15 protein-coding genes and 1 tRNA gene are annotated in these 21,414 nt (G+C 47.2%); 9 read left to right on the top strand and 7 right to left on the bottom strand.

The window, feature by feature from the left end; all coding sequences use genetic code 11:
* The first annotated feature begins 90 nt into the window (after positions 1 to 90).
* A complete protein-coding gene (locus ACN08Z_RS03030; protein WP_419103128.1) occupies positions 91 to 585 on the top strand; it encodes a GNAT family N-acetyltransferase in 495 nt (164 codons plus the stop codon).
* A gap of 101 nt (positions 586 to 686) precedes the next feature.
* Here the strand turns inward: ACN08Z_RS03030 and ACN08Z_RS03025 are convergent, their stop codons facing one another.
* From ACN08Z_RS03025 to ACN08Z_RS03000, 6 genes are all read right to left on the bottom strand, one after another.
* Positions 687 to 2,759, bottom strand: a complete 2,073-nt coding sequence (locus tag ACN08Z_RS03025) for a glucose PTS transporter subunit IIA (RefSeq protein ID WP_419103127.1) — start codon at positions 2,757 to 2,759, stop codon at positions 687 to 689.
* Between the two features lie 433 nt (positions 2,760 to 3,192).
* Positions 3,193 to 5,688, bottom strand: a complete 2,496-nt coding sequence (locus ACN08Z_RS03020) for an HAD-IC family P-type ATPase (RefSeq protein WP_419103126.1) — start codon at positions 5,686 to 5,688, stop codon at positions 3,193 to 3,195.
* A 144-nt stretch (positions 5,689 to 5,832) separates the two neighbouring features.
* The gene (locus ACN08Z_RS03015; protein ID WP_419103125.1) at positions 5,833 to 6,603 is read right to left on the bottom strand and encodes a heme ABC transporter ATP-binding protein; all 771 of its coding nucleotides are present in this window, start codon (positions 6,601 to 6,603) and stop codon (positions 5,833 to 5,835) included.
* A 1-nt stretch (position 6,604) separates the two neighbouring features.
* A complete protein-coding gene (locus tag ACN08Z_RS03010) occupies positions 6,605 to 7,591 on the bottom strand; it encodes a FecCD family ABC transporter permease (protein ID WP_419103124.1) in 987 nt (328 codons plus the stop codon).
* A 50-nt stretch (positions 7,592 to 7,641) separates the two neighbouring features.
* Entirely contained in the window at positions 7,642 to 8,826 is a 1,185-nt protein-coding gene (locus ACN08Z_RS03005; protein ID WP_419103123.1) for a heme/hemin ABC transporter substrate-binding protein, read from the bottom strand.
* Between the two features lie 104 nt (positions 8,827 to 8,930).
* Positions 8,931 to 11,186: an HtaA domain-containing protein gene (locus ACN08Z_RS03000; RefSeq protein ID WP_419103122.1), complete on the bottom strand. Its 2,256-nt coding sequence runs from the start codon at positions 11,184 to 11,186 to the stop codon at positions 8,931 to 8,933.
* A gap of 197 nt (positions 11,187 to 11,383) precedes the next feature.
* Here ACN08Z_RS03000 and ACN08Z_RS02995 point away from each other — a divergent pair, with 197 nt between their 5' ends.
* Entirely contained in the window at positions 11,384 to 12,043 is a 660-nt protein-coding gene (locus ACN08Z_RS02995) for a heme oxygenase (biliverdin-producing) (protein WP_419103121.1), read from the top strand.
* 71 nt (positions 12,044 to 12,114) lie between these two features.
* On the opposite strand, the gene ACN08Z_RS02990 is transcribed toward ACN08Z_RS02995, so the two are convergent.
* The gene (locus ACN08Z_RS02990; RefSeq protein WP_419103120.1) at positions 12,115 to 12,780 is read right to left on the bottom strand and encodes a VTT domain-containing protein; all 666 of its coding nucleotides are present in this window, start codon (positions 12,778 to 12,780) and stop codon (positions 12,115 to 12,117) included.
* A 150-nt stretch (positions 12,781 to 12,930) separates the two neighbouring features.
* On the opposite strand from ACN08Z_RS02990, the gene ACN08Z_RS02985 reads away from it, so the two are divergent.
* The 7 genes from ACN08Z_RS02985 to upp all read left to right on the top strand — a co-directional run bounded on the left by ACN08Z_RS02985 (position 12,931) and on the right by upp (position 21,017).
* Positions 12,931 to 15,126 carry a RecQ family ATP-dependent DNA helicase gene (locus tag ACN08Z_RS02985; protein ID WP_419103119.1) on the top strand — a complete coding sequence of 732 codons (2,196 nt, stop codon included), beginning with the start codon at positions 12,931 to 12,933 and terminating at the stop codon, positions 15,124 to 15,126.
* A 25-nt stretch (positions 15,127 to 15,151) separates the two neighbouring features.
* Positions 15,152 to 15,673, top strand: coding sequence for a tRNA adenosine(34) deaminase TadA (gene tadA, locus ACN08Z_RS02980; RefSeq protein WP_419103118.1), 522 nt, complete (start codon positions 15,152 to 15,154; stop codon positions 15,671 to 15,673).
* Between the two features lie 149 nt (positions 15,674 to 15,822).
* Positions 15,823 to 16,623, top strand: coding sequence for a multidrug ABC transporter ATPase (locus ACN08Z_RS02975; RefSeq protein ID WP_419103117.1), 801 nt, complete (start codon positions 15,823 to 15,825; stop codon positions 16,621 to 16,623).
* Positions 16,624 to 19,392 (top strand): YhgE/Pip family protein, encoded by a 2,769-nt coding sequence (locus tag ACN08Z_RS02970; RefSeq protein WP_419103116.1) that lies wholly within the window; start codon positions 16,624 to 16,626, stop codon positions 19,390 to 19,392.
* 5 nt (positions 19,393 to 19,397) lie between these two features.
* Positions 19,398 to 20,051: a TetR/AcrR family transcriptional regulator gene (locus ACN08Z_RS02965; RefSeq protein WP_419103115.1), complete on the top strand. Its 654-nt coding sequence runs from the start codon at positions 19,398 to 19,400 to the stop codon at positions 20,049 to 20,051.
* A gap of 88 nt (positions 20,052 to 20,139) precedes the next feature.
* Positions 20,140 to 20,227: transfer RNA gene (locus ACN08Z_RS02960), tRNA-Ser, on the top strand.
* Between the two features lie 151 nt (positions 20,228 to 20,378).
* Positions 20,379 to 21,017 carry a uracil phosphoribosyltransferase gene (gene upp / locus ACN08Z_RS02955; RefSeq protein WP_419103114.1) on the top strand — a complete coding sequence of 213 codons (639 nt, stop codon included), beginning with the start codon at positions 20,379 to 20,381 and terminating at the stop codon, positions 21,015 to 21,017.
* Positions 21,018 to 21,414 lie beyond the last annotated feature (397 nt).

Genomic DNA, 21,414 nt, shown 5'->3' with positions numbered 1-21,414 from the left:
CGAAAAACCCCGTTCTGGTATATATTCCAGAGCGGGGTTTTCGTTTATGTTCAAGCAATGTTCACAATGATAGAGCCTAAGGTGGTTACGATGATCGAACAACAAAAACAACCAGATTTTACGGTTAAATCTTTCGACGAACTAACCCTTCGCGAACTTCACGGAATCTATTGCACCAGAGCAGAAGTTTTTACCCGCGGGCAAAAAATTACTGAACCAGACCCAGACGAAACAGATATTAACTGTATACACATGTTCCATCAGGACGCTGACGGAACAATCTTGGCATATATCCGCATGTTCGATTGTGGCAAATACGTCGACGAATCACATGAACTAATGCCTGGGGCTTGGACAATCGGAAGAGTCGCAGTGCACGAGAAAGCTCGAGGAATGGGACTTGGACGCACCATCCTTGAAACCGGTATTCGTTGGATTAAAGAAAATACATCAGCTGATCGTATTGAGCTAACAGCACAGTCTTATCTGAAAGATACGTTATATCGAGAGTTCGAAGAATACGGTGAAGAATTTATGGAAGCTGGTATTCCACACGTGCATAAAGTTTTACCTCTGCACCCATAAAAATATGTTCCCCTCATCAATAAAGGCTGGGTGTCTTACCAAAAATCTTTGGTAAGACACCCAGCCTTTTATATCAGCACTTTGAGAAAAGGAAGAATCCCTTATTTAGCGGTGATAGAGAGCAACTTGCTTGAGGTGTTTACGTCGCCAGTTACGCCTGCAACGTCTTCGTACTTGACGGTGTTAGTGACAAGAACGGGGGTGACGAGGGAGTAGCCAGCTTTTTCAATGACGGAGCGGTCAAAGGTAAGAAGTTCTTGACCAGCTTCGACGCGGTCGCCCTTAGCAACGAGAACATTGAAGCCTTCGCCGTTGAGGTTGACGGTGTCGATACCGACGTGAATGAGAAGTTCTACACCGTTATCGAGTTTGAGGCCGATAGCGTGGCGAGAAGCGGGGATTGCGGCAACTTTGCCTGCAGCAGGAGCAACAACAGAGTTTCCGCTAGGAACAACTGCTGCACCCTTACCGAGCTGACCAGCTGCGAAGATGGGGTCTGGAACTTCAGACAATGCGATAGCTTCGCCTTCAAGAGGGGAAGAAATCTCTACTGCTTCACCGGATGCCCAAGGAAGGTTTTCCTGAACAGCGGAAGTAGCAGCCTGAGCCTTATCTGCAACAGCACCAGCAGCGGCACCGGCAGCGCCTGCAGCAGCACCAGCGGTAGCAGCTACTTTCTCAGCTACTTTGCCGGCAGCAGGAGTCTTGGACTCGTAGCCGAATGCGAGAACACCAGCCATCGCGCCGAAGAACGCAATGGAAAGACCGATGACGTAGTAGCCAGCAGGCTGCATCGCAGGGATAGAGAGCAAGGAGGTGAATGCGAATGCGTAGGACTTAACACCCAATGCGGAGATGGTAGCACCACCGATAACAGCAGGTACCAAGATGAGAGGAATAACGCGCTTGTAGCGAAGTACAACACCGTAGAGTGAAGGCTCAGAGATACCGCCGAGCAAACCGGAAGCAGCTGCACCAACAGCGGTCTGGCGGAGTTCTTTGTTTTGCTTAGCACGGATAGCAACACCGGTTACGAGACCGAATACTGCGAAGTTGTACGCACCCATAGGGGACTGGATGAAGTCGGTACCGATGGTCTGAAGGTTGTTGATCATGACCGCGTTCAAAGGCCAGTGTAGGCCAAGAGGAACCATAAAGAGGTAGAGACCTGCGATGAGACCGCCAACAAGCCAAGGAGCAACTTCGTTAACGCCACCGATGACGTCAGAGATAGCCAATGCGAACTTGATACCGAAAGGACCAACGAGGAATGCGGTAACGGGAACAAGAATCATGACCGAAATCATTGGTACAAATACCATGTGAAGCATGGTAGGAATAACGCGCTTGAGGAATCGCTCAAGTGGAGCAAGCAAAGCAGCTGCGAACAACGGTGGGAAGATTTGTCCGGTGTAGTTCATGACGTACAAAGGAAGATCTAGACCGAGGAAAGGAACGTTGACAACGCCATCAACTGCGATGTTGTTGAAGCCCTGGAAAACGCCGGTCATCAATGCTGCAGGGATAGCTGCACCAACCCACATGTTTGCGCCAAGACGCTTAGCAGCGGTAGCACCAATCATGATAGGCATGAATTGCAAAACAGAAAGTGATGCTGCAAGCATGAGGAACCAGAAAGGATAAGCACGACGCCACTCATCGAGCATGGCTGTTGCAACTTCTGGATCAGAGAGACGAGGGCCGTTAACGATGTCGATGTTTACGGTTTCGCCGGTGAGGTCAACGTACTGACCGAAGTAGCCAATCTGCTGCATGAATACGATGAGGGTTAGAATCATCGAGGTACCAAGCAGTGCCCAAAGAACTGGGCGGAATGAGTCAGATAGAACGTCGAATACGCGGGTGAGGACGCTAGCGTTCTTCTCGCCTTCAGCGGAAGAATTGCCGGAGCTTTCCCCAACAGTGTTCATGCCGGGGAGTTTGAGCATGTCGTTGTAAACAGCTTCAACCTTGTCGCCAAGAACAACTTGGGTCTGTCCGGACTGTTCGATGATGGAAAGAACACCGGGGATTTTTTCAATCATTTCGGTGTTGATTGCTGCACGTGACTTAGGGGTAACGCGCAGACGGGTTGCACAGTGAGTGAAGTGCGAGATATTTTCTGGGCCGCCAAGACCTTCGAGGATTTTGGCACCCATCTCGGAGTTGTTCACTGGTACTCCTTCTGGATTGGTGTGTGCGGAAAGTCCTGAGAAAACATAAAAGACCCGAGCTACACCTCACCGAGTTTCCAAAGCAATACTTTGGAAGGTAGTTCTCTGCTATGAGAGCTACCGTAATATAACCGGTGGTCCAACAAATAATGCATCTAAAAATGATGATGTTGAACAATGTAACTCAGGTCTTGCCTGCTATCTCAGTAACAATCCTGTGATGGTATGAGTAAACGCTTGAAGAAGCGCTTTCGGCAGTAACTTTACACCCTCTGAGCGTTTTCTTGCAATACCCGCAGAAAATAACAGCTATCTACATAAAACGTGATTGACAAGTATATATTTCGATTGAGGAATATCTCTAAGGGAAATATCTTAAAAAACTTGTCTAAAACGACCATCCTTCTTACAGCAAAACTGATTTTTGGAAACGCTATGAGAGACGAGCCGCACGTTCTGCTTCAACAGCTTGAGGGTGATAGCGACGCAACCAACGCTGATGGAAACGCAGGTTCACTTCCACAAGAACAATGCCAAGAACACCAAGAACAACAGACCACAGATGTAACTCTGCCGGAGGCATCATAAACTGATGATATTCATGTAAGAGAGGAACATGAATTGCTGCAACCATACCAAGATAGAGCAACCCAACCATCGCTAAACGATATGAGCGCAACGGACGTATAACGGTTGTCACGTTATAAATACCAATCATGGTCAACGTGATAAAAGTAGCCGTCTGAATCTGCTCTTCAACAACAGCGCTACCCAAAGAACGACCTAAGAAATTAACGCTAACAAGCATCGTCGTAATAATCACCGCGGTAGGAATCGCATAATGCAATGCACGGTTCAAGAACCCCGAAACATATTTACGAGTATTAGGGAACATCGTAATAAAGAACGCTGGGCCACCAACAATCAACAAATCAGCTGTTGAATACTGACGTGGTAAGAAGGGGAACTTCCAACACAAAATACCCAAGGTGATACCCAATAAAATCGCAAACGCTGTCTTTGAAAGGAATAGATTCGTCACGCGCTCAATATTGGCGATAATCTTTCGACCCTCATCCAACACCGACGGTAACCGGTCAAAACGTCCATCCAAAAGAACCAAACGAGAAACAGCTTTCGTCGCTGGAGCAGCATTTCCCATGGCGATACCTAAATCAGCATGCTTGAGAGCTAACGCATCATTAATACCGTCACCGGTCATTGCAACAGTCTTACCATGCTCTTGCAACGCAAGAACCATATTCTTCTTCTGCTGAGGATTTACACGACCAAAAACAGCATGGTTCAACACGGCTTCAGTAAGTTCAGGGCCTTCATCAGGTAATAAGGACGTATCAATAGCACCAGCAGAAACATCCATACCAGCAGTCTTTGCTGCTGCCGCAACAGTCTGCGGATTATCACCAGAAAGAACTTTCAAATCAATTCCCTGTGACCGGAAATATGCTAATGTCTCAGGTGCTTCTTTACGAACTTGCTCGCGGAACGTTACAAAACAAAGTGGCTTCAAAGCAGTGGGAATACGAGGTACCACCTCACCCTTTGCATCGCGTTCTAACGACGAAGCATGGGCAAGTACCATCGTCCGTAATCCACTAGAAGCAAGTTGCTGAGCACGCTCTCTTTCTGCAGAGCCGCCCTCTAAGAGAGCTTCAGGGGCGCCTAATACCCACGCTCCAGTATCAAACTCCACTGCAGAAAACCGTAGTGCAGACGAAAATGCAATAACACCGCGTACGGGGCTTGACGGAACAACACGGAAACCGTCAGCTAAAGCTGCTGCCGTAGGGTTAGCGTTTTCATCAGCACCAAACCACGCAAGCGCCTGTTGCCCCGCCTCTGACAGGGCAGAAGAAGAGTCGTCCTGTGATGTTTGAACAGATAACGGCAGGAGCTCATTAAAACGTACGCCGCCTTCAGTGAGAGTTCCTGTCTTATCAAAACACACCACGTCAACACGAGCGAGTACTTCAACGGCAGGTTGTTCTTGGATCAGAACATCATCTTGAGCAAGCTTGACTGCAGCAGTTGCAAAAGAAATCGTTGTCATCAGGGCTAACCCCTGAGGAATCATAGAAGCAATAGAAGACACCGCAACGATAATGGCGTCTTGCCAGACATTATGCTCAAAAGCATAACGCCAACCACCAGCAGCTACCATCTGCCCGTTAAGAACAATTGCAATGATCGGCACTAACGCATAAGTAATCCACCGAACTACGCGTTCCATTCCGGCACGAAGCTCAGAATGAATAACGCTAAACTTTCGAGCCTCTTGAGCTAACTTCGCTGCGTGAGATGACGTACCTGCTGCATAAATACGGACACGGCCAGTTCCACCAACAACAGAAGAAGCTGACAAAACCTTGTCATTAGGACGTTTAGCAACTGGATCGTTTTCTCCAGTGAGCATGGACTCATCAACATCTAATCCGTCAGAACTTAACACTAACGCGTCAGCAGGGACCTGATCACCGCGTTTGAGCAATACAACATCATCGACAACAAGTTGTTCCATGGGAAGCTGAACAACAGAGCCCGAACGAATGACACTCACCGGATCACGACGCAATAATGCAATCTGATCAAGTTTACGTTTGGCAGAGAACTCTTGAATAAAACCAACAACAACGTTGGCAATCGCTGCTAAAAGAAATAAGGTGTCAAGCCAACGTCCTAAAGCAATAACAACTGCACCGCATAGACCTAAAACAAGATTAAAAAGGGTAAATAAGTGAGTGCGAATAATCGTCAAAGTGCTACGAGAAGAGGACTGATCTTGGTGGTTCGTCATGCCAGCACGAACACGCTGTTCAACCTGAACCTCATTGAGCCCATTCTTCATAAGATCCTCAGACGAGGGCGTACTTAACGTGGAATCAGTTGATACCGAACCAGTATTTTTCACGAAATAAACCCCATTATGATGATGAATAAAATATATGACCTATACAGCCTAAGACGACTCTATATCAGAGTAACCACAGAAGTGGCAGAATACCTCATCCCTAGGAGGTATATATCCTAAGAAAAATGATGGAAGAACCTTTATCTAGGATTCATGCCGTTCTGGAAGAATCAGAAGCCTACCATTTGAAGGATGACGCAACACCTCAATAGGGTGACCATAAACCTCGCTGAGCCTTTGAGATGTACACACCTGCTCAGGAGACCCTTGAGCAATAACTTTGCCACGATTTAACAGCACAATAGAATCGGCGTACGCTCCAGCAACATCTAAATCATGCAACACCACCACAACAGTAGCGCCTTGCTGAGCAAAAGCACGAGCATTTTTAAGAGTCTGCTCTTGATGCAAAATATCTAATGCTGCTGTCGGCTCATCGAGCAAAATGAGCTCAGTACTTTGAGCAAAAATACGTGCTAGATGAGCACGGCCCGACTCACCACCGGAGAGCGTCATAATATCGCGTAGCGCCATATGCTCAACTTCAGTGATGCGCATACATCGTTGGATAATATCTTCGTCTTCTTGAGCAGCAGATGTGCCCTTCCACGGTGTGCGCCCCATCGCAACGACTTCTTCTACTGAATACGGAAAAGATACTTCCGTTTTTTGGAGAAGAACAGCGCGTTTTTGAGCCAGTTCACGCGCCGACAATGACGATAAGGAAATGCCGTTAAATTCTACGTGCCCAGAACTGAGCGAAACATCGGCACAAATTGCTGAAAGAAGTGTCGATTTACCAGCACCATTAGGGCCAATGAGAGCAACCACCTCACCGGCATGAGCCTTAAAAGAAACCTCTGAAAGGATGTCTTTTGCCCCGATAGAGACCGAAACATTATGAACATTGAGCACGCTATACACGTCCTTTTTTGATGGTTCTCCGTAACAGGAGGAAGAACGTTGGGGCACCAACAAGGGCTGTAAAAATACCAATAGGTAAATCTGCAAAAGCAACAAGAGTACGTGCTGCTAAATCTGAAGAAGCAATCAGCAACGCCCCTCCTAAAGCAGATGCTGGAAGAAGCAAAGTATTTGAGGGCCCTAAAAGTAGACGTAATACATGGGGGACAATCAGCCCGACAAAAGCAATAATCCCCGCATAAGCTACCGCAACACCCGTTAGAAGGGCTGTTGCAATAACAGCAATGATACGAAGCCTTTCAACATGGACTCCTGCGTGTTGAGCAGCTCTTTCTCCTAAAGCTAATAGGTTGAGCTCAGCAGCAATATATGCACAAATAACAAGACCTATCACAATAATAGGAAAAGCTGTATAGACTGCTTTCCATGTTGCTCCGTTGAGTGAGCCCATCTGCCAAAAAACAATCTGGTCACGAGAAGCATCGTCCGCGATAAAAATCATTAAAGCAATCAGAGCATTTGCAACTGCTGTAATTGCGACACCGGCAAGAATCATCGAAAGAGCTTCAGCTTTACCGTGTGAGCGAGAAAAAATATATACCAAAGCTGTGGTGATTAGAGCCGCGCAAAACGCAAAAACTGGAACAGTAAAAATTCCAAGGAACGTCCACCCAAAGACGATAGCTGTGCATGCTCCAACGGCTGCTCCTGCAGAAATTCCAATAACGCCTGGTTCTGCTAGTGGGTTGCCAAAAATTGATTGCATGACAGCACCAGAAACACCCAGAGCAGCACCCACAAGCACTCCAAGAAGGATGCGGGGAAAACGAATATTCCATAGCGTGGCATCTGAGAGCTGTAAGGTGTTTAAGCCTCCAAAGAATCGTCGATAGATAGAAGAAAATACTTCAGTAACAGGTACCTGATATTGGCCAAGAGCGGCAGATGATAACAAGACCAATATCAGTAGTACTGACATTATGGTGAAGGTGAGAGCAACTTTTTTTTGCTGAATCCAACTGGTGAACACTAGGAGGTTTTCGCTTCCTGTACAGGAATATAAATTGCTTGAGCTAAGGACAGTAATACGGCTGGAGTATTAGGTCCGAAGGAGAGCACCTGACCGTCGTTCATATCAATAATGCGATGGTTTTTACCAGCAGCTGTTTCACTGACACCAGGACGAGCTAAAAATCCTTCATATCCTCCGGTTGATTCTAATCCGCCAGTCATGGTGAGAATCAAATCGGGGTTGAGTTTAACGAGGGCTTCAGATGTTGCAGGAGTTGTTCCTTGTGCGCCCCCTTCAGAGGCTGCATCAATACCGGAAACTGAGGTAATGAGATCGTCAGCTCCAGAACCTTGACCGAGAACGAAGAAGACTCCCGCTGTACCACGTACGTATAGGAACGCCATGGATACTTTTTGTGACTCTTCCTTGGGCGCTACACGCGCAATAGATTCTTGGACGAGAGATAGCTCAGTGCTGACTCGCTTATTGAGACGTTCTCCAGATTCAGGAACGCCTAATGCGTGCGCAACGGCAGTAATTTGTTCACTGATGGTATGTAAAGAACGTTTAGGGTCAAAATGTACGACGGTTAGTCCAGCACTACGTAGCTGTTCTGTAATTTCTAGAGGGCCATTTGTGGTGTCCATCAGAATTACATCAGGATGTAAAGCAATAATAGCTTCGGCGTTGAGGTCATGGCCGTTTTGCGTAACGACTGGAAGCTGTGCCAACGATGGTTCTGTTGTTGAGGTAACGCGACCGACTAGATGGTCAGCTAAACCTAGTCCTTGCACTGTCTCGGCAAGGGTTCCGTACAGGTCAAGGGCTAGAATTCTGTCAGCTTTTTCTACGGTGACTTCTGTGCCTTGATGGTCGGTGACTGTTACAGGCAGTTGGGGTTGCTGTGGGTTTTCAAGAGGAAGTACCGCTCCAACGCTTTGTGCTGTTGCAGTACCAGTTAGTTCCTTGGGGTTTTTTGATGCGTGTTCTTCGAGGTATTTTGTTCCTTGTTCTAGCTCCGATAGATGTTCAGATTCTGCCTGAGCTGACGAGTCAGATGATGGCGATGATGAACTTTGCTGAGAGTTATTGAGTGTTCCTACCCCACAACCAGTGAGAAGGAATAGGAGAGGAAGCAAACACAGTACGATAACAGCGCGGAATGGGTTAGAGAGGGAAGCAGAGGATATGGTTGGGCGCATGGAAACTCCAAAATTGTGGTTTTAAAAAAGCTGTTCGGGTAGACAACGGATGGGTAATCTACCCGAACAGCTTGATTGAAGCTATCGACGATAGCGTTGTGAGGTTATGCTGTGCGTCGGCGACGAGCTGTGATAAGAAGCATTGCACCAAGGGCTAGCATTCCTCCACCAGCAATGAGGAATGGAACAGTTTGGGAAGTTCCGGTGTATGCGAGTTGTTCAGCTGTGCATCCTGCTCCACGGTATGCAGTTCGGGTGACTGTTGTGGGCTGACCTGTGACGCTCTTTGTTTCGGGTGTAAGAGTTCCGGAGAAAGAGATGGGGTCAAGTGTTTCGCCGGCGTTATAGTAACCTGCGAAGGATTTTGCTCCAGCTTCGGTGAGTACTGCTGGAGCAGAAACAACAGAAATCTTCTGCTCGTTCATTGACATCTTTGAAAGGTCAAGACTAGCAAAAGCGACGATTCCGTAGTCAACGTTTTTGCCTTCCATGGAGTTTGCGTTGACGTGTGCGTAGAGAGTTCCGCGTTTTCCGTTGATTTCTACACGAAGGTTAGAAAGTGTTGTGTTGAGAACTCCGTCATGTCCGTGGAAGTTAATGGAGCCGTTGAAGGATATGGTGCCTTTTGCTCCTTCAATATTTCCTGTTCCGTTGGACCAGGTAAATGCACCAGAATTGTAGGTAACTCCATCAAGGTTCCATCCGCCGTGAGCAATTCCTCCGGCAACGTAATTGCGGAATGATGTGCGAAGTCCCCAGTCAAGAACACCTGCTGAGATGATGTTCTTTCCTGTACTTTCCTGAGTGGTTTTACCAGGTACTGTTTCGGTGATTTGCACTGGAACACAGGTTGCTGCTGAAGCAGAAGAAGGGTTGCGTGATACGTGTGTATGAGAGTTGCCCTTGGGTGTGGTGGTTTCAGGAGTAGCTGTATTCCCTTGTTGGGTTGGATGTTCAGAAGAGTCTTGAGAATGTGAACTTTGTTTTTCTTCTTCGGTATCCTGCTTAGTTGGGTGATTTTCTGCACGGTCGTAGGAGAGCGTGTTGTCTGTAGCCTCACCCAATTGAGCTTGAAGGTTTAGGGGTGCCATCTCTGTGCCAGCTTGGTAGAATCCGCCAAAGGCTTGTGCTCCTGCTGTACTGAGTGAGACTGGCGCGTTGGTGAGTGAGACGATATTTTTCTCTATTTTTAGAGAGCTGATATCGATGTTTCCAAGGTGCACGGCACGTGCAGATGTGGTTGATCCGTCCATTGACTTGGTGCTCATGTCTGCAACAAGGTATCCGGATTCTTCGCGTATCTGAATTTGTAGGTTGGAGATAGTGATATCGAGTTTTCCGTGGTGTCCTGTGAATCGTAGGACACCGTCAAAAGCGAATACGCCGGTTTTTTCTTGGGGGTTGAATCCAGACTTTGCTTCGTTAACTTTGGTGAAGGCGAAAACATTTTGGTTGTTTTCAACGTCGGTGAGGGATATTTCTCCCTGTGCGACACCTTCGGTGATGTAGTGAATAAAGGATTCTTTAACGCCCCACGTGGCTTGAGCTGATTCGACACTTTGTAGGGAATCATGAGTCGGTTCAGCAGGCTTAGTCGGTTCAGCAGGCTGAGTCGGCTCAACAGGCTGAGTCGGCTCAACAGGCTGAGTCGGCTCAACAGGCTCGGTCGGCTCAACAGGCTCGGTCGGCTCAACAGGCTCGGTCGGCTCAACAGGCTCTGGCGCAATCTGTGCACTGATAGTCAGAGGGTCAAGTTCTGTGCCAGCCTTATAGAAATTCGCAAAGAGTTTCGCTCCATCTTCGGTGAGCGTTGCATTAGCGTTTGTGAAGGTGAGGGTGTTGTCTTTGAAAGATGGCTGTGTCAAGACAACGTTTGCAAAGTTGACGTTTTCTAGGTCTGTGATATTTCCAGCCATGTCTTTAGAGGTTCCTGAAACTTTGATGGTTCCGGTTCCATCAGCGTTAAAGATGAGCTGGAAGTCTTTGAGTGAGATGTCAAGTACACCGTGGTGTCCAGTGTAATGAAGAGCACCTCCAAAATTTATGTGTCCGGTTTTTGTGCTTAAGGAGTATTCTCCTTGGCCCTGTTCCCACGTGATGATTTGTTGGTCGTTGAGGGAAGCTCCATCGCTTGCTTCGATGTTTCCTGCGGCAATAGGTCCGGTGACATATTTATGGAAAGATTCTTTGACGCCCCACGTCATTGTGGAGTTTTCAAGAGTCTTTTGGGTTTGTATATGCTCGCTTGCTGCAGGTGGTGTTTCGACTGCTTGGGTTGCGGGGAGTGTGCTGAAACTGGAAAGGCCAATTGCTGCGGTCGCCAAGAAAGCGTAGGAGCGCTTTGTGCGTTGTGTCGGCATGATATTCCTCTGAAAGGTATGGCTATTTAGGGATGACGCTATTAGGCTACAACAATGTACGCTAATTGCATACATGTTTAGTTACCCTAACCTTATCATCTGTTGTGAAGCGCGTGCTTGCATAAAACGAATTTTAATGACATTATGTCAGTAAGTTATTTAGTGACATCGTGTCACTAAAATGTCAGGAGTACACCATGAACGCCACTGCAACAACAGAAATCCCCGCCGAAAAATTTTCAGCACGACTCAAACGCGAAAGCGAAGAACTGCACTCAACAGCAGAACACTCGGGATTCATGACAAAACTCATGAAGGGCGAACTATCTGAAAAAAGCTACCTGCGTTTACTCAACCAATATGTGTACCTGTACGAAGCCCTCGAAAAAGTTGCCCAAGGCTACCGAGAAGCCGGCAACAAAATGCTTGAACCCTTCAACCAGCCAGAACTAGCGCGCACCGAACGTATTCGCGCTGACATCAAAGCACTTGGACAAGAAAACATCGACCCAGCTCTGCCTGCAACAACTAAATACGCTCAGCGTATCCTCGACAGCGCGCAATCACCCGAGCGTTTCCTCTCTCATCACTACCTACGTTACCTAGGTGACCTATCTGGCGGACAAGCAGTAGCGGTCTTGATGGGACGTCACTACGGTATTAGCTCAGAAGCCTTGAGCATGTATCGCTTCGACGAGCTACCCAAGCCTAAAATTTTCAAAGATTCATACCGCACTCTCCTTGATAACGCACCTCTGAGCGAAGAAGAACGTCAAAACGTCGTTGACGAAACACTCCGTGGCTTCCAATACAACGCAGAACTTTTCAGTGAGCTGATGGAACAAGAATCTCACTAATCTCGTCTCATACAGTAAAAGGTGGATATCTCCAACACCGGAGATATCCACCTTTTACTGTATAACTACTGTTATTTGAAAGAGCGATGAGCCTTACGACGTTCCCGAAGATATTCCACACCGACAGGAAGAACAGAGGCAACCACAATTACGATAACGATAGCCTCAACATTGTCTCGGATAAAAGGAATACCGCCTAAAAGTACACCAGCAAAGACAAGAGTAAAGACCCACGTGATCGCACCGGTAATATTCCACTTCGCAAAATCACGATAACGATATTTCGCAATACCCGCAGCCAAGGGAACGAACGTGCGCACAATAGGAACAAAACGTGCAAGAACTAGAGCCTTGCCACCATATTTCTCAAAGAAGCTCTCTGCGGCGTGAAGATTCTTCGTATTGAGCACTTTTGCATCAGCACTAAAGAACCTACGCCCAAAGCGATGCCCCAAATAATAACCAACTTGATCACCGGCAACAGCAGCAATACACAAGCAAAGAATCATCACCCAAAGGTTCAAACCTAGCTGAACGTGAATGAGACCAAGGGTGAAAAGAAGAGAATCACCAGGAAGAAAAGGGAACAATACGCCAGATTCAATGAATACAATCAACGTCACCACAGCCAAAGCCCAGGGACCAGCTTGCTCAAGAATCTTCTCAATGTCTATACCTAATACCGCGACAGGCATCTGCACCATGTCAAAAATACCTGCCAGAAGAAGATGGCTCATAAAAAACTTTCCTGTTGATAGCGGTCTAATGAAAGTAAACTCCTGCCGATTCTACTAGGTAAAAGCCCCGTACATGCTGAGAACATAAGATTATCTACATCTCTCTCCAGAGACTTCTTTGCCAGTGAAAGGTTCCGTAGACTACAAGATATGTCGAATTACTCGCAGATACATCACGATGAGTTATACACCGAAGCAATAAAACTTCTCAGAAAACTCACAGGAAAAAATGACGCTGCCTTCCACCGCGGACAATACGAAGCAATCGAAGCCCTCGTGCAACACCGCCGTAAAGCTCTCGTCATTGAACGTACAGGATGGGGAAAATCTGCAGTATATTTCATCGCATCATTACTGATGCGCAAACGCGGGGGAGGGCCTGCTCTCATCATCTCTCCACTACTTGCACTCATGCGAGACCAAGTACAAGCGGCCGCCCGAGCTGGAGTCAAAGCCGCCACTATCAACTCCTCAAACATCACCGAATGGGACGAAATACGGCAACAACTCCAGCAACAAACATTAGATGTGCTCCTCATCGGCCCAGAACGCCTCAACAACCCAGATTTCTACGAACATTGGCTACCAGAACTTGTCGATTCTCTTGGATTACTCGTCATTGATGAAGCACATTGCATCTCAGATTGGGGGCATGACTTCCGTCCCGATTATCGCCGCATCCGCGAAGTTATCGCTCAGCTAAAGCCCAATACCCCCATTCTGGCAACAACAGCAACCGCAAACCAACGAGTCATTGAAGACATTGCAGAACAGCTTAACTACTCTGGCAACACCCTAAAAAACTCTTCTGAACAGAACTTCGATATTTTCATTCTGCGTGGACCGCTCTCTCGTGACTCTCTACGACTTGGTGTGCTCCACCTCAAAGAATCTACAGAACGTATTGCATGGCTTGTTGAACACCTCAAAACATTGACTGGTTCAGGGATTATCTACACCCTTACCGTATCTGCTGCAGAAGATATCGCGCATATCCTCAGAAATGCCGGATACGCGGTGCAATCATATAGCGGACAGATGTCTGTCGAAGAACGCATTGAAGCAGAAGAAGCTTTACGACACAACACGATAAAAGCACTCGTGGCAACGAGTGCTTTGGGCATGGGCTTTGACAAACCAGATATGGGATTTGTGATTCATTGCGGTGCCCCATCGAGTCTCATTGCCTACTACCAACAAGTTGGCCGTGCCGGACGTGGCACCGATAATGCAGACGTCTTATTACTACCTGGTGCAGAAGACCAAGATATTTGGGAATATTTCGCTACCGCGTCAATGCCTACAGAAGAAAACACTTCTATTGTTTTGAATGTGCTAGAAAAAGCTCGAGAACAAGGCCAGACGTTAACACTAAGCGCACTAGAGACTGTCGTTGATATTCGTCGCAGCAATCTAGAACTTCTTCTAAAAGTGCTTGCTGTAGAGGGTGCTGTACGTCGTGTGTCTAACCGGTGGGTAGCAACTGGGGCGCCGTGGACTTATGACGCTGAAAGATACAGAAAAGTAGCGCAAACACGTCAGCACGAGCAAGAAGCAATGCTCTCCTATATCAGTACGTCTTCATGCCGAATGGTATACATGGCTCAGCAACTGGACGATACTACAGCTACGAAATGTGGACGGTGTGATAACTGTGCAGGTTCTTGGTATCCCCAACAGATTAGTTCGTATGCTCATGAAACAACCCGCAATAGTCTCCAAGAAGCAGGTGTTCGTATTGAACCTCGTCGTATGTGGCCCAGTGGACTTAAGAAACTTCTTGAACAAAAGATAGGCACTGGGAAAGACTCTGAAATTCCTTCTCGCGCAAAGATTGCTGAAGAAGAACGTGCCTGCCAAGGGAGAGCTTTAGCGAGGCTAACTGATATTGGGTGGGGTAATGTTCTGCGAGAAATTTTCAAAGAAGACGCTGAAGATGTTGAAGTGTCGTCGGAGCTAGGTCAGGCCTGTGTCAAAGTGTTGTCCCAGTGGGACTGGCAGAATCGCCCGAATGTTGTCATCGGGGTGCCTTCTGAACATCATCCGCGTTTGGCTTTTTCTCTTGCTCGTGGTCTTGCTCAGACGGGACGCCTTCACGATTTAGGCGATATTCAGTTAGTACAACCAACGTCTTATGCGCAGGGGAACTCTGTGTTCCGTTGTGCGGGGGTTTGGGATGCCTATGCGATTCCTGAACCTATGAGAGTGTTTTTACAAACGCATCACCCTTCAGTACTTCTGGTGTCTGATAGCGTGAACTCTAGATGGAGTACAACTGTTATTGCTCGGCAATTACGTCGGGCTGGGGCACACAGTGTGTATCCTTTTGCTTTGGCTATTTCCTAGATAAAAATGGTTTTGAGTAGTTTATATGTGTAACACAGAATATGTTCATGCACGTCGTATTCACCGGAAAGAACACCAAGAATGGATGCATGAGGCACTATCCTTAGCTCAGTGTGCTTTAGATAGTTCAGATGTGCCTATTGGTGCTCTCGTTATCGCTTCGGACGGAACCATTATTGGTCGCGGATACAACCAGCGTGAAAAAAACCAAGACCCTACCGCTCATGCTGAAATCATTGCTCTACGTGAAGCTGCCGAACAGCGTGGACAGTGGCGTTTAGAAGACTGCACGTTAGTCGTGACCATTGAACCGTGCATTATGTGTGCTGGCGCAATTTTGTTGAGCAGAATATCAACTGTTGTTCTTGGTGCGTGGGAAGAGAAGACAGGGGCGGCAGGGAGCTTATATGACGTTCTGCGTGATAGAAGATACCCACATTCTGTCGAAGTGTACTCTGGTGTTTTAGAAGAAGAATGCGCATCTCTTATGAAAACTTTTTTTGAAAAGAAACGCTCAGAAAGTCACGGTCCATTTGGTCGTTTTTGAAGTTCTTCACGACTGGTGTTCATGAAAGTTACCCCTAGCGTTGAGCGCTTGGTGTGATATTTCTGCCAGCAGTTGGTTGAAAATCTCACACCAAAAGACCAAAACTGACCGACGAGTTCAAGTTATGATTTTCTCACAGAGAAGAATACGTGGCTCATAAGGGGAAGAATATGCTCATCGTTGATAATATCTGGGCAAAAGGACGGCATAACGCCCTCTTCGGACGCACCAGCTTCACCCTCAACCGCGGAGAAGTCATCATCATTCAAGCAGATAGCCAACTCGAAAGAACCGCGCTATCACTGACACTAACAGGTCGCATGAAACCCTCCGGCGGAACGATTCTTTGGACAGACCCTCAAAAGCCTTCCCGAGAAGAATCCAGCATGAAAAAGCTTCGTCGTCGTTCAGAACTGATCGACTCTCCGAACATCAACGAACCAGAAAACCATATGAGAGTTCGTGATTACGTATCAGAAATGCTGAGCTACACCATGGGACCTTTTACTCGACCACGCTCTGGGAAATGGCTGAAAGAACACGGACTGGAAGACCTCGATAACCTCTGGAATGAACAAGTAACCGGAGAGCAAAATATTCGCCTTATGACCACTCTTGCCGCCAATTATCAGCACGCAGACTTACTCGTTTTTGATACCCCCTCACGGCATCTTAACCACACACGCATGTGGCTACCATACCTTCTACAACTAGCTGAAAACGAAGAGCGCCCCCGTGCCGTCGTTGCTGTTGTCCCTCATATTTCCTCCACCTGGGACGGCAAACAGGCCGTGGTAGGAAGCGCACACGATGAACTCCTCAACGAAGAAAACGTGAAAACACACGAAGAACAAGATTCACACCCAGAAACAAACTCCTCGAACGAAGAAAAAGAATACGACCTTCCCCAAGAAAACCCTGACACAGCAACGGAGAGTGAACAACGATAAATGAGCATTCTAAGAGTTACTCTCGCTGAACTAAAACGTCTCACAGCAGGACTACTCCCTAAACTAGTTCTGCTGGCAATGGCTTGTATCCCCCTGCTGTACGGCGGAATATATCTATACGCAAACTGGGACCCTTATGACTCTGTAGACGATGTTCCCGGAGCCCTCGTGATGTTAGATGCCGGTGCAACCACCCAAGACGGCGAAACCATAAACATCGGAGAAGATGTCGAAAAAACTCTGCTGGAGAAAGCAAACTTTTCGTGGCACAAAGTACCCACCAGAGAGCAAGCTGTTCATGATGTCACCCACGGAGTATATGAGTTTGCGCTCGTTATCCCTCAAGACTTCTCTCAAAAACTTCAATCCGCTGGGTCTTTTGTACCCGATGAAAACGGCAAAACTCCTGATATTGACCCCCAATCTGCGGGGATTGAAGTCATTACTAACGATGCAAACAACTATATTCTGACAAATATTGTGGCAAAAGCTGGAACAGCTGTTCGCGACTCTGTGGCATCGGAAGTCGGCGATAAAACAGCGAATGCCTTACTCGCAAGTTTCACTACCATTCACTCAAACCTGCACGAAGCTAGCGATGGGGCAAGCCAACTAGACCAAGGAACTCTCACACTCAGCGATGCTGTTGGACAACTTAAAGATGGAACAACACGGCTCAACGACGGCTCAACACAGCTCAATGACGGCACGCTACAACTTAAAGATGGTTCGTCTCAGCTTCTTCACGGACAAGAAAAACTAGCGGACGGATCTGCCAAACTTGCCCAGGGTGCCCATCAACTCTCAGACGGAACACAAGACGCTCAGAACGGGGCTTCTCGTTTAGCCGATGGTGCAAACACACTTAACACTCACCTCGAATCAGCGGCTGAAGGTGCACAAAAACTTGCAACAGGTGCCTTAAAACTCGATGGTGGAGCGCAACAACTGGCTCAGGGCACTCAAACGCTCTCAGATGGTGCTCAACAGCTAGACCAAGGCACTATACGCCTCAACGACGGTGCCCAAAAATTAGCAAACGGTACTGAAACGCTCTCTACGGGGGCGCAAAAACTTGCAGACGGTATAACAGCTATCGACGAAGGCGCCGCCCGTTTAGCTGAGGGAAACACAACCTTAGACAAAACTCTGGCAAATTCCCCACTACCTGAACTAGCCTCGGGGCTTAACGCCATGTGTCAGGCTCCTACCTCAGAAGAGCAAGTAGCGCACTACGCTCACCAGCTGACAGATGACGTGACAGCACAACTTCACCAGAATATTGAACGGCGTTTGCAAGCTCTTGTTCAAGAGGGAACTCTGACTCCAGAACAAGCACAGCAGATGCTTGAACTTTTAGGTTCAGAAGAAAATAAGGCGGTTTTGACAGACCTTAACACTGCCGTCTTACAAGGTATATCTTCTCAAATGACAGAATTTTCTTCTCTATGTGAGAATGGAACGTCAACGGTTGGTGAACATATCAATACATTACTTTCTTCTACTCATGAGTTGTCTCAAGGTGCTCAAAAGCTTGCAGGCGCTACAACACAAGCTAAGACTGGTGCTGTTTCACTAGCTGACGGTGCAAAAAAGAGCTTCCAAGGTGCTCAACAGGTAGCTGATGGTACTCAAAAAGTTTCTGAGAATATGCACCAATTATCTTTGGGTGCTCAGAAACTTCATCATGGTGCTCAAGACCTGGTCACAGGTAGTTCTCAATTGAGTCAAGGAACTATGACACTCGCTGATGGTACACACCAGCTTTCTGATGGTTCACAAAAATTATCTGATGGTGCTGAGCAGCTTGCTCATGGAACGTATCGCCTATCTTCGGGGGCGGGGGAGCTTGCTCAGGGCGCTGAACAGCTTGCTGATGGTGAGCAACAAGCACTTTCTGGGCAGTATTCTCTCAACGACGGAATTGACCGTGTTCATTCTGGTGCTCAAAAACTCCAACATGGCGCCTCAAAACTAGATCAGGGTGCTGGAGAGATTCATTCGGGAACTCAAAAGCTTCAAGATGGTGCCGGAGAACTCTTTGAAGGACTAGAGGAGGGAACGAACAAAGTCCCTTCACTGAATGAGGAAGATCAACGTCGTATTGCGAATGTGATGTCTCATCCTGTCAAGCTTAAAGAGACTTCCTTGGCCTCTGGTAGTACCTATGGTGAAGGCATGGGGCCGTTCTTTATTGTGTTGGCATTATGGATTGGTGCTTTGATGCTGGTTCAGACTTTGCGTCCAGAGAACACTCGAGCATTAGCGTCTTCTGCTCCGACCTTGCGTATTGCTATTGGCAGTTGGGGGCCTTTTGCTGTTCTTGGCGTATTGCAAACTCTTTTGTTGTTCTTGGCGGTACATTTTGGTCTTGGTTTCAAGATGGAACATCCGTGGCTTTTGTTGCTGTTCTTAACGTTTGTTTCTTGTGTTTATACCGCTGTGATTTATGGTTTTGTAGCTTTGTTATCTGCTCCTGGTAAGTTGTTGGCGCTTGTGGTGCTTATTGTACAGTTGGTTACTGCTGGCGGTATGATGCCCTATGAAACGTTACCTATGTCTATTCGTTGGTTACATTCGTTCCTTCCGATGGGGTATGCTCTCAGCGGTACGCGCCGTCTAGCCTATGGAATTGATTATGGTGCGATTACAGGTGATGTACTTGTTCTCGCCGCATGGGGTGTTTTCGGTTTATTCTTAGGTTTTATTGGAACTTATAAGAATCGCACATGGAATTTGAAGAAACTTAATCCGGAGATTGCAGTTTAATGTCGGTGTCTCATACGCAAGATGAATCTGTCTCAGATTTTCAGTATCCTACCCCTGCGGTTGCTGCGGTAACGCGTCGTCCGGGGCGTACTAACCGTACACAGTTTAAGCTTTTTCAGGCGGCGCTAGAGATTATGAGCCAAAAGGGTGCTGAAGCGACGACGGTTGAAGAAGTAGCGCTTAAAGCTGGAGTCTCTAAAGGAACTGTTTATTATAATTTTGGTTCTAAAAAGACGATGATTGAGCAGCTCCTTCAATATGGTGCGCAACTTTTGAAGACTCGAGTGCAACAAGGCTCTCAGAAGTCTGACCCTCGTGAGGCGATGAGGGCTGGTATTAAGGAAGCTTTTGAATATTTGGCTGAGCACCCAGGGTTTGCCCGTTTGTGGATTACTGAGATTTGGCGTAGTAAAGAGCCTTGGTCTGAAGCGATTGTGAAGACTCGTCAGGATCTGGTGAGTGAATTAGAGAATATGGTGAGAGCGATTGGGACTCGTTATCCTGTGGATCATGCTCAAGACCCAGAAGCTGTCTCTATTTCTATTTTTGGGTCTATCTTTATGCTTGCGATGGACCGTGAGATTCATGCTGCCGAGCGTACCTCTGAGGACGCTACTCGTGCTGTGATGTTGACGGTTGATTCGTATATCGCGCATTAGAGCACTTTGGGCAGGGAGTTGCTTGAGATGAACTTTTCTGCTCAAAAGTTGAGAATGTTCGGTGTTAACGGGTAAACTTGCCACAGTTGGTGACGTGTCCGAGCGGCCGAAGGTGCAACACTCGAAATGTTGTGTACGGTAACCCCGTACCGAGGGTTCAAATCCCTCCGTCACCGCGTTGGAGAGCCTTTCTATACTGTAGTCCAGTGTAGAAAGGCTCTTTTTTGATGTTTGTTTTCTGGGGTGTTGGTGATTATCTTTTTCACAGCCTGTGTTTTTCTGTGAGACAGCGGTACAGTTTTTGGCTGAAAATGGTAGCTTGAGAGTATGCGTTTAACCATTCTTGACCACCCTTTGGTCTCACATAAAATTTCTGTTCTTCGTGATAAGAACACCCCTTCTCCTATTTTCCGTCAGCTTGTTGAAGAGATTGTGACGCTTTTGGCGTATGAGGCGACTCGTACTATTCGTACTGAGGAGCGTGAAATCGTCACTCCTGTCACCTCTACGACAGGTAAGGTTTTGACTAAACCGCGCCCGTTGGTTGTTCCTATTTTGCGTGCTGGTTTGGGCATGTTAGAGGGTATGACTCGTTTGATTCCTACTGCTGAGGTTGGTTTCTTGGGTATGGCTCGCAATGAGCAGACTCTGGATATCGTGACTTATGCGGAGCGTTTGCCTGAAGATTTATCGGGACGTCAGGTGTATGTTCTTGATCCTATGCTTGCAACGGGTGGAACCTTGATTGAGTCTATTAAGTTTTTGCGTGCTCGCGGTGCGGAGCAAATTACGTGCTTGTGCATTATTGGTGCTCCCGAGGGTATTGCTGCTTTGCGTGATGGTATTGACGGGTTTGAGAACGTTGATTTGTTCTTGGCTGCTGAAGATGAGTGTCTCAACGATAAGGCGTATATTGTTCCTGGTCTTGGTGACGCTGGTGACCGTCTGTACGGTCTTGCTCAGTAGCCAGATATTGGACGGTCTGGCGTTTCGCTATTAAAAAATTTTTGACCTTTTAAATGGGGGTATAAGAGCTTCTTCTCTTATACCCCCATTTGCATACAAAATGCATAAATCATGTTGTTTAATATTTTGTGTAGTGCTTGAGTGTAATTTTTTGTGAGATTATTTTGGGTTGCTGGGGTGGTGTTTAGAGGCTCTTTTCTACACTCTTGGGATAAATGTGGGAAAGTGTTGGCATGAAGGAGTGCTCCCCACTTTGTGGATGAGTTTTGGTGTTGTTGTGTTGGGATCACTCGGTGTTGGCGTGGCTTAGTGTGCCTATTTAGTACGTGTGCTTTGTTGTGAATCTTGGAAGAATGCGATGGTGGTGGGAGCTTTTTGTGAGGTGTGTGGTCTTGTG

Source organism: Rothia sp. P7181, assembly GCF_048513015.1.
Taxonomy (GTDB): domain Bacteria; phylum Actinomycetota; class Actinomycetes; order Actinomycetales; family Micrococcaceae; genus Rothia.
Note: the sequence above shows the minus strand (reverse complement) of the source record. Positions and strands in the feature narration are given on the sequence as shown.